The following is a 16204-nucleotide window of genomic DNA, read 5'->3' as shown; positions in this document are numbered from 1 at the left end:
CGAAGGGTGACGCCGCACCCCTCATCCCCCGGCCCCGCCCCGCACCGGCTGTCCGCGGAACAGGTGGGCGATCTGGCCGCCGGAGCCACCCTGCTCGGCTCCGGCGGCGGTGGCGAGGTCGGCACCGGCGCGCTGCTGCTGCGCCGGATGCTCGCCGGGGCGCCCCTTCCGTACGTACCGGCGGCGGCGCTGCCTCCCGGCGCCCTCGTGGTGCACGTCGGCGTCGTCGGCGCTCCGGACGTGCTCGCGGAACGGCTCGTCAACCCCGACGACTTCGCCGCCGCCGTGCGTACGGCGGCCGAAGCGGCCGGAGCCCCGGCCGGTGCCGTGGGGGTGCTGGAGATCGGCGGCCTCAACGCCGTCGTCGCCGCGCTGGCCGCCCGTCGCACCGGGCTGCCGCTCGTGGACGGCGACCTGATGGGGCGTGCCTTCCCCCGCATCGACCAGACCGTGGCCGCCCTGCACGGCCTGGCCCCGCAGCCCCTCGTGCTGGTGGGCCCCGGCGGCGACACCGTCGTCGTACCCCACTGCTCCCCCCGGCTCGCGGAACCCCTGCTCCGGGCGAACGTGCTCGCGCTCGGCGGAGCCGCCGCGCTGGCCGTCCACCCCGTGGAGGCGGGGCGGCTCGCCCGGATCGGGGTGGGCGGATCGGTCAGCGCCTGCCTGGAGCTGGGCGGCCGGTTCCGCGCGGCCGTCGAGGACCCCGGTCTCACTCCGCGGGGACTCGCGGCCGCCCTCGGCGGGGATCTGCTGGCGGCGGGCCGTGCCGAGGAGATCGTTCCGCGTCACGGACAGCTGCCGGGCGCGGTCACGCTCGTCGACCGGGGCAGCGGCGCGGTGGTGCGCGTGGACCTGCTCGACGAGTTCCTGGCGGTGACGGTGGACGGGGTCGTACGGGCCGCGAGCCCGCAGATCATCGCGGCCGTCGATCCGAGCGGGCGCCACCCGCTGCGCTCCGACCAGATCCGTACGGGCCAGGACCTGACGCTGGTCCGTCTGCCCGCCCTCTACGACTGGCCCGATGCCGGTGCCGCGCTCGTCGGGCCCGCCGCCTTCGGCCTCGACCTGGACATGGAACCTCCTCGTCCGCGCGGCCACGCCGACGCGGGGCGGGGAAGGTGACGGCCGTGACGGCGGGGCCCACGGTGGCCGACCTGCTCGCCGACCCCCTGCTGAGCGGCGCGCGGACCCTCGCGGGGCACGCCGGCCTGGAACGCCAGGTCACCGATGTGACGTCGCACCGGACCACCCCCTTCGACGTGGCCGGGCATCTGGTGGTCTGCGACGCGGGTGACACCACCCCCGCCTATCGCCTGGACTCGCTCGTCCGCCGGTCGCAGGAGGCCGGAGCCGCCGCCCTGTGCGTCATGACGACCCGCGCGGACAGGCCGCCGCTCTCCGCGATCCGTCTCGCCGACCGGCTGCGCATCCCGGTGCTGTGGGCGGTGACCGAGGACCCGTTCCGGCTGGCGCTCGACCTCACCCTCCGCGTCCGCGCGCCCGAGGTCCTGCGGGCCCGCGCAGTGGAGACCCTGGTGCGCCGGCTCGGCACCCGTACGCAGGGCCCCGACCTGCTGGCGGCGGCACGTGACGTGCTCGCGGCGGACATCAGCCTGCTCACCCCGGACGGCAGTGTGATCCTCGGGGACCCCGTGCCGCTGCTCGGAACCCTGCGCGCGGAGCTGGCCGTTCCACAGCGCACCGCGCGTCTGGTCGCCCACCCCGTCCATCCGTCCGGCGGTGACGAACCGTCACGCCCCGCCCCCGTCGGCGCCTGGCTGGTCTGGCCGTACGACCGTGCCGACAGCGCGCGGGCCGACACGGTCGCGCTGGGTCTGGCGGTCCTGGAACCCTTCGTCCGGTCCTGGCTCGGCGCCGCACGCACCCGGGCGGACCACGACACCGCCGCGCGCCTGCGGCTGCTGGAGGAGGTCCTCGCCGGCGGGGCCACCGTCAGCCGCGGGGTGGTCGAGCGGGCCGTCGCCCTCGGCTGGCGGCTGGAGGACTGGCACGTCGGGCTCCGCGTCCTGGCCGACGGCCCGGGTCCGCCCGGCACCGACGCCGCCGAACTGACCGCCGCGCTCTCGCGGCACGGCCTCGACGCGCAGACCGTCACCGTGCACGAGGGAGCCTGGGCGGCCTGGACGAGCAGCGTGCGGCGGCCCGCCCCGGACGACCCGCGCCGGCTGCTGCGCCTGGCGCGCCGCGCGCTCGCCGAACTCCCCTCGCGCGGAGAGCTGGTGGCGGGCATCGGCTGGCCCCACCAGGGTCCCGGCGGTCTGGCGGACACGCTCGACGAGGCGAACAACGCGGCCCAGCTGGCCCGGGCCAGGGAGTTCCGCCCGGCCGTCGAGCACACGGACGAGCTCGGCGTGAGCCGTCTGCTGGCGACCTGGCAGCAGTCCGATGTCACCCGTGCCTTCGCGGAGACGGCCCTCGCTCCGCTGCGCTCCCCCGACCAGGCCCATCTGCTGACCACCTTGCGGGTGTTCCTGGAGAACGGCGGTTCCGCGACGGGCACCGCGCGGGCCCTCGGTCTGCACCGCAACACCGTGTCGGCGCGGCTGCGCCAGGTCAGGGAGCGGCTGGGCGTCGACCTGGACGATCCGAGCCGCCGTCTGGCCCTGCAGATGGCCTGCCGGGCGCTCTGAAACGGGCCGTGGCACGGGAACGGGCCGTGGCACGGGAACGGGGGCCGTCGTGTCGGACGGCCCCCGTTGCGGGCGATGGGCAGCGAGCCGCGGTCCCGGCCGCTGCCTCCCGCTTTCCGGTCCCCGGAGCTCTCCGGGGATCACAGGTCCCGGACGGACGCCGGGACCACGCCGTTATCCGGCGTACGTCTCGAACTCGGCGACCTTCGGCGTCCCCGTCGATCCGGTGATCTCGAAGGTGATCTTCTTGAGCGACGTCGCGGTGAACGAGATGGTGCCCGCGCCGCTGCCGGACTTCAGGACGGCACCGGTGTCACCGTTGAGGACCCGCCAGGAGCCGATGGCGCCGGTGGAACCCGAGGCCTCCCGGATGTTGATCTTCGCTACGGAGGTGGCGGTGCCCCACTTGACCGAGACGGACCCGGTCGAGCCCGCCGGGGACCAGAAGGTGCTCAGGTCACCGTCGCGCACATTGCCGTAGCTCGTCCCGTCGGCCTTGCTGGAGCCGTCGGCGCCCGCGCCGAGGCTGAGGTTGGTCCCGCTCGGCGTGGTCGGGTCCGGCGTCGGCGTGGTCGGGTCGGGCGTGGGGGTCGTGGGGTTGGGCGTGGTCGGCGTCGGGCTCGGCGTCGTCGGCGAGCAGCTGCCGTCCGACACCTTCAGCCCCTTGTTGGCGCCGGCGGTCGCGGTCACGACGGCGGGCACGCAGTTCGTGGCGTCGAGCGCGAAGGCGTAGGGGATGCTGACGCTGGTGTTGGAGGTGGGGTTCGGGCCGGCGGGGTTGTTCTCGGTGCCGCGGGCCGACCAGGTCACGTTGTCGAACGTGTTGCCGCTGACCTGCCAGTATCCGGCCGCGTCCGTGTAGAACGTACCCAGGACGTCCTTGGAGTCCTTGAAGTAGTTGTTGTCGACCTTGGCCTTCGCCCCGGCCCGGGAGTTGATGCCGGACTCGTTGAGCTTCACGTAGTAGTTGTTGTACATGTGGGCGATTCCGCCGCGCAGCAGGGGCGCACGGGAGTCGATGTTCTCGTACAGGTTGTGGTGGTACGTGATGAAGCCGTTGGAGAGCTCCGTCTCGCTGGACCCGACGAGGCCGCCACGCCCGGAGTTGCGCAGGGTGCTGTAGGACAGGGTCACGTACTGCGTGTTGTCCTTCATGTCGAAGAGGCCGTCGTAGCCCTCCGACTCACCGCCGGACGCCTCCAGGGTCGTGTGGTCGACCCAGACGTTGCGGACGTCGCTCTCCATGCCGATGGCGTCACCGCCGTTGGAGGTGGGCGAGCCCGACTTCTTGACGTTCTTGACGGTCACGTTCTGGATGATGATGTTGCTGGACTCACGGATGTGGATGCCCAGCTGGTCGAAGACCGCACCGCTGCCGACACCGACGATCGTGACGTTGCTGATCTGCTTGAGCTCGATCACCCCGGCCGCGGTGTTGCAGCTGTCGCCCGACACCTTGGCGGTGTTGGCGTGGTTGATCGTGCCCTCGACCTCGATGGTGATCGGGGTGCTGCTGCTGGCCCGGGTGCACAGGGCCGTGTGGATCGCGGTCCCGGTGGTGGCCCGCACGGTCTGGCCGCCCGCACCTCCGGTGGTCCCGCCGTTCTGAGTCGCGTAACCGGTGGCGCTTCCGCTCACCGCCGCCGATGCCTCGGGCATCGTCAGAACGACTGCGGTGGCTCCCGCCATGGCCAGGGTGGCCGTGGCCGCGAGAAGCCGCCGTGCGACTGGTCGTCTCATGTTCGTGTCCCCATTCGTCATTCGTCTTCGCATGCTGGGTGGTGCCGCTGAATGCGATCGGGCAACGAACGCACCGCTGCCCGGACGTGCGAGGCCGCCGGCGCCGGCCGCGCGATGACGTGTGCCATGCGTGGTGCGGCGGAGCCGGCTTCCCTGGTGAAGCCCTGTGCCGGACCGGTGGCGGCTCATGCGCGACCGCCACGGGAGCCACCGCGTCGGACGCTTCCACCGGAACGGCGTTCAGGAAGGGGGAAAGCGCTTTCTGTCCGCGACAATAGAGCGGCCCGAGGCGAGCTGACAAGGTTCATGACACGTAAGAAAGATTCGGGAGGCACGAGCAACCACCCGCCGGAAAAGGGCAGTTGACCCTGTCTGGCGGGTGGTTTTGGGGAGGGGCGTCCCGGAATGGGGGCGGCTCGCGGGGTCAGCCCTTTCGGGTCCTGAACACCTCGGTGAGCTGCGGGACGGCGTCGACGACGCTCACGCGTCGAGCCCTCCTCGCTTGACCAGCTGGCTCGCGATGACGTTGCGCTGGATCTCGTTGGTGCCCTCGCCGACGATCATCAGCGGTGCGTCACGGAAGTAGCGCTCCACGTCGAACTCGGTCGAGTAGCCGTAACCACCGTGGATGCGCACGGCGTTGAGGGCGATCTGCATGGCCGTCTCGGAGGCGAACAGCTTGGCCATGCCGGCCTCCATGTCCACCCGGCGTCCGGCGTCCGCCTCGCGGGCGGCATACAGGGTGAGCTGGCGGGCCGCCGTGAGCGAGGTGGCCATGTCGGCGAGGTAGTTGCCGACGGACTGGTGCTTCCAGATCGGCTTGCCGAACGACTCCCGCTCCTGGGCGTAGGCGAGGGAGTCCTCCAGCGCGGCCCGGCCGACGCCGAGCGCGCGGGCGGCGACCTGGAGGCGGCCGGTCTCCAGGCCCTTCATCATCTGGCCGAAACCATGCCCCTCGACCCCGCCGAGCACGGCGTCGGCCGGCGCCCTGTAGCCCTCGAAGGACAGCTCGCAGCTCTCCACCCCCTTGTAGCCCAGCTTGGGCAGATCGCGGGAGACGGTCAGCCCGGGTCCGTGCTCCACGAGCAGGATGGAGATCCCCTGGTGCGCGGGGGACGCCTGCGGGTCCGTCTTGCACAGCAGCGCGATCAGCTGCGAGCGGCGCGAGTTGGTGATCCAGGTCTTCGCCCCGTCGACGACGTAGGCGTCGCCGTCCCTGCGGGCGACGGTGCGCATGGCCTGGAGGTCCGAGCCGCCGCCCGGCTCGGTCAGGGCCATGGTCGCCCTGACCTCCCCGGTGGCCATCCTCGGCAGGTAGCGCCGCTTCTGCTCCTCGGTGCCGAAGCGCAGCAGCAGTTTGGCGACGACGGTGTGTCCGCCCATGGCTCCGGCCAGGCTCATCCAGCCCCGGGCCAGCTCCTCGGTGATCAGGACGTAGCAGGGGGTCGACACCGGAGTGCCCCCGTACTCCTCGGGGACCGCGAGGCCGAAGATGCCGAGTTCCTTCATCTTCTCGATGAGGGCCTCGGGGTAGGTGTTGGTGTGGTCGAGTTCCTGCGCGACGGGCTTGATGTCCTTGTCGACGAAGTCGTGCACCGTGCTGACGATGAACTGCTCGTCCTCGGACAGGATGTCGAGGGTGCTCATGCGGGGCGGCCTCCTTGCCGGGGTCCTGCTCGGGTGTCGAGGGGGGTCAGATCGCGCCGTCGGCCCGCAGGGCGTCGATCCGGTCGGACGGGTGACCGAGCTGCTCCAGGACCGTTCCGGTGTGTTCGCCGAGGGCCGGTACGGCACCCATGCGCGGGGTGGTCCCGGCCAGGTCGACCGGCGGCAGCAGCGCCGTCATGGCCCCGCCGCCGGGGAGCGGCACCTCGCGCCAGCGGTCGCGGCCGGCCAGCACGGGGTGCTCCAGGAACTGCTTCACGTCGTTGACCGGGGCGTTGGCGATGCCGATCGCGTCGAGCGCCTTCATCACCGCGTCGCCGTCCGACGCCCCGATCCGCTCGGCCAGCACCGCGTCGAGCTCCTGCCGGTGGCTCACCCGGGCCGATCCGCTGGAGAAGCGCGGGTCGCCGGTGAGGCCGGGGTCGCCGAGGAACCGCTCGCACAGGGCCGCCCATTCGCGTTCGTTCTGCACGGAGAGCAGGACGTCCTTGCCGTCGGCCGCGGTGTAGGTGCCGTACGGGGCGATGGTGGCGTGCCGGGTGCCGACCCTGGGCGGCTGGGAGCCGCTGTACGCCGTGTAGTAGGCGGGCTGGCTCATCCATTCGGCCAGCGCCTCGAAGAGCGAGACCTCCACCGCGCGTACGGTGCCGCGGGTCGCCCGGGTGAACAGGGCGGTGAGGATGCCGCTGTAGGCGTACATCCCGGCGGCGATGTCGGCGACGGAGACCCCGACCCGCGCCGCCTCCTGGGCGCTGCCGGTCAGCGAGACCAGGCCGGTCTGGCACTGCACCAGCAGGTCGTACGCCTTGCGGTCGGCCCACGGCCCGGTCGAACCGTAACCGGTGACCGAGCAGGGGATCAGCGTGGGGAACCGCTCGGCCAGGTCGTCGGCGCCCAGGCCCATGCGTGCGGCGGCGCCGGGTGCGAGGTTCTGCACGAACACGTCGGCCTGCGCGAGGAGTTCCTCCAGGATCTCCCGGCCCCGCTCGGACTTCAGGTCCAGGGTCACCGACTCCTTGGAGCGGTTCAGCCAGACGAAGTAGCTGGACTCGCCGTGCACCGTGGTGTCGTAGCGGCGGGCGAAGTCCCCGCCGCCCGGGCGCTCCACCTTGATCACACGGGCTCCGAGATCGGCGAGCTGGCGGGTGGCGAAGGGGGCGGCCACCGCCTGCTCGATGCTCACGACCGTGATGCCGGAAAGCGGCAGGGCGTCGGCGGACGCGGAGTTCTCGGCCATGCGTGGTCCTCCGGTAGGTGTGGGTGTCCCGAGCGGGAGTACCATCATGGGCACTCATATGAAGGCATGGGAAATAGCAATTCGTGATGGCACCATGCGGGCCGTGGATGCCGGGAGGGGAACGCGCCATGGATGTGAAGCAGCTGAAGGCGCTCATCACCGTCGCCGAGGTGGGCAGCGTGACGCGCGCCGCCGAGCTGCTGCACCTGGTGCAGCCCGCCGTGACCCGGCAGATCCGCACCCTGGAGGAGGAGCTCGGCGTCGCCCTCTTCCAGCGCACCCGGCAGGGCATGCGCCCCACCGAGGCCGGCGAGATCATGGTCGACCGGGCGCGCCGGGCTCTGAACGAGCTGGAGCGGGCGCGCGCCGAGGTGCAGCCCCGCCCCGGTGAGGTCACGGGCATCGTCACGGTGGGCCTGCTGGAGAGCACGAGCGAACTGCTCGCCGAGCCCCTGGTGTCGGCCGTCGGCACGGCCCACCCGGGGGTGGAACTGCGCCTGATGACGGGGTACTCGGGCCACCTCCAGCAGTGGCTGGACGACGGCGACCTGGACCTCACCCTGCTGTACAACCTGGACAGCGGCCCCTCCCTCAATGCCCGCCCGCTGGTGCGGGAGCGCCTGTGGGCGGTGGCTCCGGCGGCGGCCGGGCTGCGCGCCGACCGCCCGGTCCCCTTCGCGGAGGTGGCGGCGCACCCCCTGGTGATGCCCGCGGCGGGCCATGCCCTGCGCACGCTGATCGACGCGGCGGCGGCGCGGGCCGGGAGCGCGATGGACATCGCGGCGCAGACCAACTCGATGCCCGTGCAGAAGCAGCTCGTGCTGGCCGGGCACGGCTGGACGGTCCTGCCCGGCGTCGGCATCGCCGGGGACGTCGCGAACGGCACACTGAGCGCGGCGCCGCTGTGCGAACCCGACGTGTGGCGGTCGATCATCCTGGGCACCCCGCGCTACGGGCGCGTGCCCCCTGCCGTCGAGGTCGTCGCCCGCGAGCTGGTCCGGGCGGTCGGCGCGGCCGTCGCGCGGGGACGGTGGCCGTCGGCGGAGCTGCACGCGTCGAACGAGCGGGCCCCGGACTCCTGACACCCGGCCCACGGCCCACGGCCCACAGGCACGCAGGCACGCAGAACACCGACACACACCCCGGGAGGATTCCTGTGACCGGCATCGAGGACCGGACCGACGGCTTCGCGCGCACCGACGACGGGGTCTCGGTCGCGTACCAACGGCGCGGCACCGGCCTCCCGCTCGTCCTGCTGGCGGGCCAGGCCAACAACCATCACTGGTGGGACGGCGTACGCGAGGACTTCCACGGCACCCGGAGCACGATCACGCTGGACTGGCGCGGCACCGGCGCGAGCGACGCACCGCGCGAGGGCTGGTCCACCCGGCGTTTCGCCGAGGACGTGGTGGCCGTCCTGGACGCCCTGGGCATCGAGCGGGCCGACGTGTACGGCACCTCGATGGGCGGCCGGGTCGCCCAGTGGGTCGCCGCCCGCCGTCCCGAACGGGTGCGGCGTCTCGTCCTCGGCTGCACCTCGCCCGGCGGCCCGGAGGCCGTGGAGCGCGACACCTCGGTGCGGCGCGCCCTGGCGGGGCCGGACGCGGACGCGGTGCGGCGGACCCTGACCGAGCTGATGTACACCCCGGGCTGGCTCGCGGAACACCCCGGCCCGTACGGCACGCTCGGCGACCCGCACATGGCACCGCACGCCCGGCACGGCCATCTGATCGCCAGCAACCGTCACGACGCCTGGGACGCGCTGTCCTCCGTCGGCGCGCCCACGCTGATCCTCCACGGCGACCAGGACAGGCTCACCCCGCCCGACAACGCCCCGCTGCTGGCCGCCCGCATCCCGGACTCCCGGGCGCGTCTGCTCCGGGGCGCCCGGCACGCCTACTTCGAGGAGCGCCGGGAGGAGGCCGGCGCCCTGGTCCGGGCGTTCCTCGACTGAGGCGGAGCCGTGCCGCGCGCCGGGGCGGGGTCCGGCGCCGGGTCATGCGGACCCCTCATGCGGGCATCACGGATTTCTATTGTTCATCCGGCTCGATCAGCACTCATGATGTGTGGCACTTGAGCCGCCGCGCCCACGGAGCCGCCGAGGGCGACGCGGCACCGGGCATCGCACCACCCCTCCCGTCAGGATCCCCCCGGCGCGTGGCCGTACCCTCACCCGGCCGCCCCCGCCGTCCCGTTCCGGAGGGACCGCCCGAGCCGCAGCATCCCTGGGCGACGAAAGCAACGGAGCTTCCCCATGCCGCAGAGCCGCACCCCCGCCCCGCCCTCCCCCGGTCGTTCCCGTGTCACCGCCAACGTCGTACGCGGCTGTCTGGGCAACCTCGTCGAGTGGTACGACTGGTTCGCCTACGCCACGTTCAGCATCTACTTCGCCTCCGTGTTCTTCCCGGAGGGCGACCAGACGGCCCAGCTGCTCTCCACCGCCGTCGTCTTCGCCGTGGGCTTCTTCATGCGTCCCCTCGGCGGCTGGCTGCTCGGCGCGTACGCCGACCGCTTCGGCCGGCGCAGCGCTCTGACCCTCTCGGTCACGCTGATGAGCGCCGGGTCCCTGACCATCGCGTTCGCCCCGGGCCACGACGCCATCGGCCTCTGGGCCCCGGCCCTGCTGGTCCTGGCCCGGCTCGCCCAGGGCCTCTCGGTGGGCGGCGAGTTCGGCTCCAGCGCCTCCTACCTCTCCGAGGTCGCCCCCGCGGGACGGCGCGGCTTCTACTCCAGCTTCCAGTACGTCTCGATCGTGCTGGGCCAGCTCGCCGCGCTGCTCGTGGCGATCGTCCTGCAGAACGTCCTCACCGAGGACCAGCTGCACGGCTGGGGATGGCGCATCCCCTTCGTGATCGGCGCCGTGGCCGGGCTCGTCGTGATGTATCTGCGCCGCACGATGGAGGAGTCGGAGCACTTCGAGCAGGAGCGGGCGCGCACCGCCGCCCAGCGCCCCGAGGAGCGCGAACGCAAGGGCCTCGTCGCGCTGTTCGCCGAGTACCCGCGCCAGCTCCTCGCGGTCTTCGGCCTCGCCATCGGCGGCACGGTCGCCTTCTACACGTACACGACGTACCTCCAGAAGTACCTGGTGAACACCGCCGGAATCCCCAAGGCGACGGTCACCCTGATCGGCTTCGCGGCGCTGTTCGTCTACATGCTGATGCAGCCGGCCGTCGGTGCGCTGTCCGACCGCATCGGCCGGCGGCCCGTCATGTTCGCCTTCTCCGGCGGCTGCATGCTCCTCACCGTGCCGCTGATGACCCTGCTCGGCCGCACCAGCAGCCCCTGGATCGCCTTCCTCCTGATGGTCGTGGCGCTGACCTTCGTCACGGGCTACTCGGCACTGGCCGCCATCATCAAGGCCGAGATGTTCCCCACCAAGGTCCGGGCCCTGGGCGTCGGTCTGCCGCACGCCCTGGTCACCGCCACCTTCGGCGGCCTCACCGAGCCGATCGCGCTCGCCCTGAAGGACGCAGGCCAGGAGAACCTCTTCTTCTGGTACGTCACCGGCTGCGTCGGCCTGACCTTCCTGGCCACCCTGCTCGTGCGCGAACCGTCCCGTGACTCCCAGCTGGACACCGCGGACGCCCCCCTCGTCCCGCGGCCCTCGAAGACCGCACCGCTCGTCTGAACCAGGAGGTCCGACCCGTCATGCAGTCCGCCATCCCGCCCCTGAGCTCCTACGTCGAGGACTGGCACCCCGAGCCCGTCACCGCCGTCGATCCGATGGACCCGGGTCCCGCCGCCGCGGTGTCGGCCCTGCTGGACCTTCCGGCGCCCGCCGCGCGGGAGGGCGACCCGCTGCCCCCTCTGTGGCAGTGGTTCCACTTCCTGCACTGGCCCGCACAGCGGGAGCTGGGCCCCGACGGGCATCTGCGCGACGCGCGCTTCCTGCCGCCGGTCCCCGACCGTCAGCGCATGTTCGCCGGAGGCCGCTGCCGGATCGTCGAGCCGCTGCGCCTGGGCGAGCCCGCCGAGCGTGTCAGCAGCCTGGCGGCGGTGACGCCGAAGCACGGCCGCAGCGGGGAGCTGCTGTTCGTGACGGAACGTCTGGAGTTCCGGCAGGCGGGGCGCACCCGTGTGGTGGAGGAGCAGGACATCGTCTACCGGTCGGGCCGCGGCGGCGGCGCGCGGCACCCGGACACCATCGACGACCGCACCGCCCCGGACGCCCGGGAGGCCTGGCGGCTGCGCCTCCGGCCGGACCCCACGCTGCTGTTCCGGCTGAGCGCCCTCACCGCCAACGCGCACCGCATCCACTACGACGCCCCGTACTGCCGCGGCACGGAGGGATATCCGGGGCTCGTCGTCCACGGCCCGCTGCTCGCCTTGCTGATGCTGGACGTGGTGCGTCGCGAGGCGCCGGGCCGACAGGTCGGCGAGCTCTCCTTCCGGCTGCGGAAGCCCGCGTTCTCCGGCGAGCACCTCCTCGCCGAGGGCACCCTCGACGGCGCGGGCGCACGCCTGCGCACCGCCACCCATCGCGAGCCTCTCCACGCCACCGCCGAGGTGACCTTCGCATGACCACGCACGACGAGATCGCGGCGGCCCGCACCCTGCTCTTCGTCCCGGGCGACCGTCCCGACCGCTTCGGCAAGGCCGCCGGTTCCGGCGCCGACCTGGTCGTCATCGACCTGGAGGACGCCGTCGCCGCCGAGGACAAGGAGCGGGCCCGCCGGTCCGCCGCCGGCTGGGCGGGGCTCGGCACCCGTACCGTCGTACGCGTGAACGCGCCGGGCACCCCGTGGTTCGAGGCCGACCTGCGGATGGCCGCCGACCGCGGCTGCCCGGTGATGGTGCCGAAGGCCGAGGACCCGGCGGTCCTCGGCCCGATCGCCGCCGACTGCGCGCTGATCGCCCTGATCGAGACGGCGCTGGGCGCCGAGCGGGCGTACGAGGTGTGCTCCGTACCGGGCGTCGTACGCGCCGCCTTCGGCAACGTGGACCTCTCCGCGCAGCTCGGTGTGGCCCCCGACGACACGCTCGCCCTGGCCCACGCCCGCTCCCGGGTGGTCCTCGCCTCGGCGGCGGCCGGCATCAGCCCCCCGGTGGACGGTGTCACCACCGCCGTGCGTGATCTGGAGGCCCTGGCCGCGGACACCGCCCACGCCCGGCGGCTGGGCTTCTCGGCCAAGCTGTGCGTCCACCCCGCGCAGATCGCCCCGGTCGCGGCCGGCTTCGCCCCCACCGAGGAGGAACTGCGCTGGGCACGGGCCGTCCTGGAGGCCGGGGACTCGGTCACGACGGTGGGCGGTCACATGGTCGACAAGCCGGTCCTGGAGCGTGCCCGCAGCATGCTGGCGGGGGCCCCGGTCAGGAACTCGTGAGGATGACGAGCTCCTGGGTCGCCCTGGTCATCGCGACATAGCGGTCGACCGCCCCTTCGACGCCCTCGCCGAACGTCTGCGGGTCGACGAGGACGACCAGGTCGAATTCGAGCCCCTTCGACAGCTCCGGGGTCAGCGACCGGACGCGGGGCGTCTCCTCGAAGGCGGGATCGCCGATGACGCACGCGATCCCGTCGGGGTGCGCCGCGAGCCGGCTGTCGAGGACCGTCGCGAGGTCCGAGGCCGCCCCGTGGACGACGGGGAGGCCGCTGCTGCGCACGGAGACCGGCACGTTGGCGTCCGGGAGCACCGCCCTGATCACCGGCTCGGCCTCCGCCATGATCTCCTCCGGCGTGCGGTAGTTGATGCCGAGCGACGCCAGGCTGATCCGGTCGAGCCCGGCCCGCTCGAGACGCTCTTGCCACGACTCGGTGAAGCCGTGCCTCGCCTGGGCGCGGTCCCCGACGACGGTGAAGCTCCGGGACGGGCATCTGAGCAGCAGCATCTGCCATTCCGCGTCGGTCAGTTCCTGTGCCTCGTCCACGACGACATGGGCGAACGGGCCCGCGAGCAGGTCCGGTTCGGTGCCGAGCGGCACGGACCCCTCGGCCAGGGTGTCCTGGAGGTCCTTGCCGCGCAGCATCGTCACGGCGCCCTCCCCGTCCGCGTCGGCTTCGAGCAGGACGTCGATGACCTTGGCCATGTGCTCGCGTCCGGCGGCGAGGGACGCCTCGTGCCGGCGCCTGCGCCGTGATGCCTCGGGATCTCCCAGCCGCTGCCGCGCCGCGTCCAGGATCGGCAGGTCGGACACCGTCCATGCCTGGGGCTCCTCGCGTTGCAGCAGCGCCACCTCGTCGCGGTCGAGCCAGGGGGCGCAGGTGCGCAGATAGGCGGGCACGGACCACAGGTCACCGACGAGGTCGGCGGCCTCGATCAGCGGCCACGCACGGTCGAAGGCGGTCAGCAGGTCCCTGTTCCGCCGCAGGGACCCGCGGAGCTGGTCCTCGGACACGTCGCCCTCGTGCTTCTCGGTCAGGATCGTGAGCAGTTCCTCCCAGACCTGGTCGCGCGCCTCGTTGTGCGGGGTGCCGGGGTCCGGGGCCTCGAACGCCACGGCCCAGTCGGCCGCGCTCAGCCAGATGTCGGACCAGTGGGTCTCGACCCTCGTTCCCCGGGCCGGCGGCTCCTCGTAGAACCTCACGGCCTTCTCGACCGCCTTCACCAGACGCGCGGACGACTTCAGCCGGGCCACCTCCGGATCGGTCTCGGCCGTCGCCGCCGCGCCTTCGGCGACGAGATCCCGCAGCGTGCAGGTCCGTACGCCGTCCTCCCCGAGGCCGGGCAGGACGTCGGCGACGTAACCCAGGTAGGGCTGGTGCGGACCGACGAACAGCACGCCGCCCCTGCGGTGTCCCAGCTGCGGGTCGGAGTGGAGGAGATAGGCGGAGCGGTGCAGGGCGACGACGGTCTTCCCCGTGCCGGGGCCGCCGTCGACGACGAGCGCGCCCCTGGAACCCGCGCGGATGATGGCGTCCTGGTCGGCCTGGATGGTGCCGAGCACGTCGCGCATCCTCGCGGAGCGGTTGCTGCCCAGGCTGGCGATGAAGGCGGACTGGTCGTCGAGGGCGGCGTGGCCGGCGAAGCCCTCCGGGGTGAACACCTCGTCCCAGTAGTCGCTGATGCGGCCCCCGTTCCAGCGGTATCTCCGGCGGCTCGCCAGGCCCATCGGGTTGGCGTGGGTGGCCCCGAAGAACGGCTCGGCCGCCGGGGAGCGCCAGTCGAGCAGCAGCCTGCGGCCCGTGCTGTCCGTGAGGCCGAGGCGGCCGACGTACAGGGGCTCCGAGCCGTCCGCGCCGGCCATGTGCCCGAGACACAGGTCCAGGCCGAAGCGCCGCAGGGTGCGCAGCCTGGCGGTCAGCCGGTGGATCTCCGCGTCCCGGTCCATGGCCTGACGGCCGACGACCCCGGGCGCCCTGCGCTCGGCGTCGAGACGGTCCGACAGCTCGGCGATCAGCTGGTCGAGGCACTCGGCGACGGCCGCGAAGTGCTGCTCGTCGCCGGCGATGAGTTCCGGTGCGGCCTTGGAGGCGAGGCGGTCGGGGAGGTCGAACGCACGGGTGGTCAGGGGGGTCACGGCATCAGCTCCGGGTCGGGATCGCGGTACGGCCATGGGGTGCGGCATGGGGCGGGCGGGGCCGCGGTTCAGGCGGACTCCGTCGGCCGTTCCGGGACGATCGCCCCGGCGAGGAGGCGCGCGGCCGTGGCCGTGCCGTCCCTGAGGACCGCCCTCGCCACGGCGGCGGCGCGCTCGCGGGTCCCGGCATCGAGCGCGGTCGCGAGCGCGGCGGACAGGGATCCGAAGGTCGGCGCCTGACTGTCGTGGGCGGCGCCGATGCCCAATGCGGCGACCCGGTCCGCCCAGTAGGGCTGGTCGGCGATCTGGGGGATCACCACCTGGGGCGTTCCGGCGCGGGCGGCGGCCGTCGTCGTTCCCGCGCCGCCGTGGTGCACGACCGCGGCCAGCCGGGGGAAGAGCGAGGCCTGGTCGGCCTCGCCGACGACGAAGCAATCCTCCTGCCCGTCGGCCAGGGCCAGGTCCGCCCAGCCGCCGGAGAGGATGACACGGCGGCCCTGCGCGCGCACCGCCTCGACGGTCACCCGGGCGACCTCCTCCGGGTCGCGCACGGGCATGCTGCCGAAGCCCACGTACACGGGCGGTGCACCGGCGCCGAGGAACGCCTCCACGTCGTCCGGCAGCGGCAGCGGCTCCGGCCGGAACCACGCCCCGGTCCGTACGACGTCGAGGCCGGCGGGCTCCTTCCACGGGGCCAGGGCCGGATCGGCCGCCAGCCACGGCCTGTCGGTGAGGACATGGGCGCGGACGTCGTCCACCGGGGGTTGACCGACCGACGCCCGGTGGGTGTTGATCCCCTCGCCGAACAGCGCGTTCATGTTCTCCGCGTCCAGGTCCCACAGGTCCTGGTTGCCGGTGGCGCCGGGCGGGAAGGGCCGGCCCGCGAAGGCGAGCGGCGGGTGGTGCGGAGACGGCAGGTACGTCGGGAAGAAGGCCACCCAGACGTAGGGGACGCCCAGCTTCTCGGCGACCGAACGCGCTCCCGCTCCGGCCGGGATCAGGCCGGTCGCCACGATCACGTCGCACCCTTCGGCCGCCGAGGCGACCGCTTCGTAGGCCGACGCGGTCAGCGCCGCCGCCCGCCGGGGCAGGTCCTCGGGCGGCAGCGGGGCCGTCCCGCTCACCTCCCCCTGGACCCTCGGCCGCAACGGCCGCCAGACCGGCACCAGCGGGAGACCGACGGCGTCCAGCAGTCCCTCGAAGTCCGGCGGTGCGCACACCCGCACGTCCCACCCGAACTCCCGCAGACGCAGCGCGAATCCCACCATCGGTTCGACGTCCCCACGTGACCCGTAGGCCATCAGCACCACACGCACTCGTGATTCTCGATTCCCCTGGACAACGGCTTCGGCCGCCGATTGTGCGGCACCACGGGGGCCTTGCCGCAAGCCCCCCGTTGCGCTATACCTTGAGAGTGGAAAGGAGTGGGTACTCCTCCTTCCGCTCTCCTCGT

Annotated in this window: 12 protein-coding genes; 7 read left to right on the top strand and 5 right to left on the bottom strand. The window is 73.0% G+C overall.

All coding sequences use genetic code 11. The features are described 5' to 3' along the window. Nucleotides 1-6 precede the first annotated feature (6 nt). Nucleotides 7-1122 carry an S-methyl thiohydantoin desulfurase domain-containing protein gene (locus AMK10_RS14630; protein ID WP_158070872.1) on the top strand — a complete coding sequence of 372 codons (1116 nt, stop codon included), beginning with the start codon at nucleotides 7-9 and terminating at the stop codon, nucleotides 1120-1122. A 5-nt stretch (nucleotides 1123-1127) separates the two neighbouring features. After that, nucleotides 1128-2651: a helix-turn-helix domain-containing protein gene (locus AMK10_RS36560; protein ID WP_143194954.1), complete on the top strand. Its 1524-nt coding sequence runs from the start codon at nucleotides 1128-1130 to the stop codon at nucleotides 2649-2651. A 174-nt stretch (nucleotides 2652-2825) separates the two neighbouring features. On the opposite strand, the gene AMK10_RS14615 is transcribed toward AMK10_RS36560, so the two are convergent. The 3 genes from AMK10_RS14615 to AMK10_RS14605 all read right to left on the bottom strand — a co-directional run bounded on the left by AMK10_RS14615 (nucleotide 2826) and on the right by AMK10_RS14605 (nucleotide 7293). Further along, the gene (locus AMK10_RS14615) at nucleotides 2826-4391 is read right to left on the bottom strand and encodes a pectate lyase family protein (protein WP_073748212.1); all 1566 of its coding nucleotides are present in this window, start codon (nucleotides 4389-4391) and stop codon (nucleotides 2826-2828) included. A 480-nt stretch (nucleotides 4392-4871) separates the two neighbouring features. Then, nucleotides 4872-6038 (bottom strand): acyl-CoA dehydrogenase family protein, encoded by a 1167-nt coding sequence (locus AMK10_RS14610; RefSeq protein WP_073748211.1) that lies wholly within the window; start codon nucleotides 6036-6038, stop codon nucleotides 4872-4874. A gap of 46 nt (nucleotides 6039-6084) precedes the next feature. Further along, entirely contained in the window at nucleotides 6085-7293 is a 1209-nt protein-coding gene (locus tag AMK10_RS14605; protein WP_073748210.1) for a CaiB/BaiF CoA transferase family protein, read from the bottom strand. Nucleotides 7294-7421: 128 nt separating this feature from the next. Here AMK10_RS14605 and AMK10_RS14600 point away from each other — a divergent pair, with 128 nt between their 5' ends. The 5 genes from AMK10_RS14600 (at nucleotide 7422) to AMK10_RS14580 (ending at nucleotide 12617) form a co-directional block, all read left to right on the top strand. Next, the gene (locus tag AMK10_RS14600) at nucleotides 7422-8375 is read left to right on the top strand and encodes a LysR family transcriptional regulator (protein WP_073748209.1); all 954 of its coding nucleotides are present in this window, start codon (nucleotides 7422-7424) and stop codon (nucleotides 8373-8375) included. Nucleotides 8376-8443: 68 nt separating this feature from the next. Next, nucleotides 8444-9247: an alpha/beta fold hydrolase gene (locus tag AMK10_RS14595; protein ID WP_382566666.1), complete on the top strand. Its 804-nt coding sequence runs from the start codon at nucleotides 8444-8446 to the stop codon at nucleotides 9245-9247. A 300-nt stretch (nucleotides 9248-9547) separates the two neighbouring features. Then, nucleotides 9548-10921 (top strand): MFS transporter, encoded by a 1374-nt coding sequence (locus tag AMK10_RS14590; protein ID WP_073748207.1) that lies wholly within the window; start codon nucleotides 9548-9550, stop codon nucleotides 10919-10921. Nucleotides 10922-10941: 20 nt separating this feature from the next. Then, complete coding sequence (locus AMK10_RS14585; protein WP_073748206.1) at nucleotides 10942-11814, top strand: hypothetical protein; 873 nt, start codon at nucleotides 10942-10944, stop codon at nucleotides 11812-11814. Further along, nucleotides 11811-12617: an HpcH/HpaI aldolase/citrate lyase family protein gene (locus AMK10_RS14580; protein ID WP_073748205.1), complete on the top strand. Its 807-nt coding sequence runs from the start codon at nucleotides 11811-11813 to the stop codon at nucleotides 12615-12617. The genes AMK10_RS14585 and AMK10_RS14580 overlap by 4 nt, the downstream gene beginning before the upstream one ends. On the opposite strand, the gene helR is transcribed toward AMK10_RS14580, so the two are convergent. Next, complete coding sequence (helR, locus tag AMK10_RS14575; protein WP_073748204.1) at nucleotides 12604-14751, bottom strand: RNA polymerase recycling motor ATPase HelR; 2148 nt, start codon at nucleotides 14749-14751, stop codon at nucleotides 12604-12606. The genes AMK10_RS14580 and helR overlap by 14 nt on opposite strands. A 68-nt stretch (nucleotides 14752-14819) precedes the next feature. After that, complete coding sequence (locus AMK10_RS14570) at nucleotides 14820-16067, bottom strand: glycosyltransferase (RefSeq protein WP_073748203.1); 1248 nt, start codon at nucleotides 16065-16067, stop codon at nucleotides 14820-14822. Between the last annotated feature and the right edge of the window lie 137 nt (nucleotides 16068-16204).

The sequence above is a fragment of the Streptomyces sp. CB02058 genome (assembly GCF_001905505.1).
In the GTDB taxonomy this organism is placed as follows: Bacteria; Actinomycetota; Actinomycetes; order Streptomycetales; family Streptomycetaceae; genus Streptomyces.
Note: the sequence above shows the minus strand (reverse complement) of the source record. Positions and strands in the feature narration are given on the sequence as shown.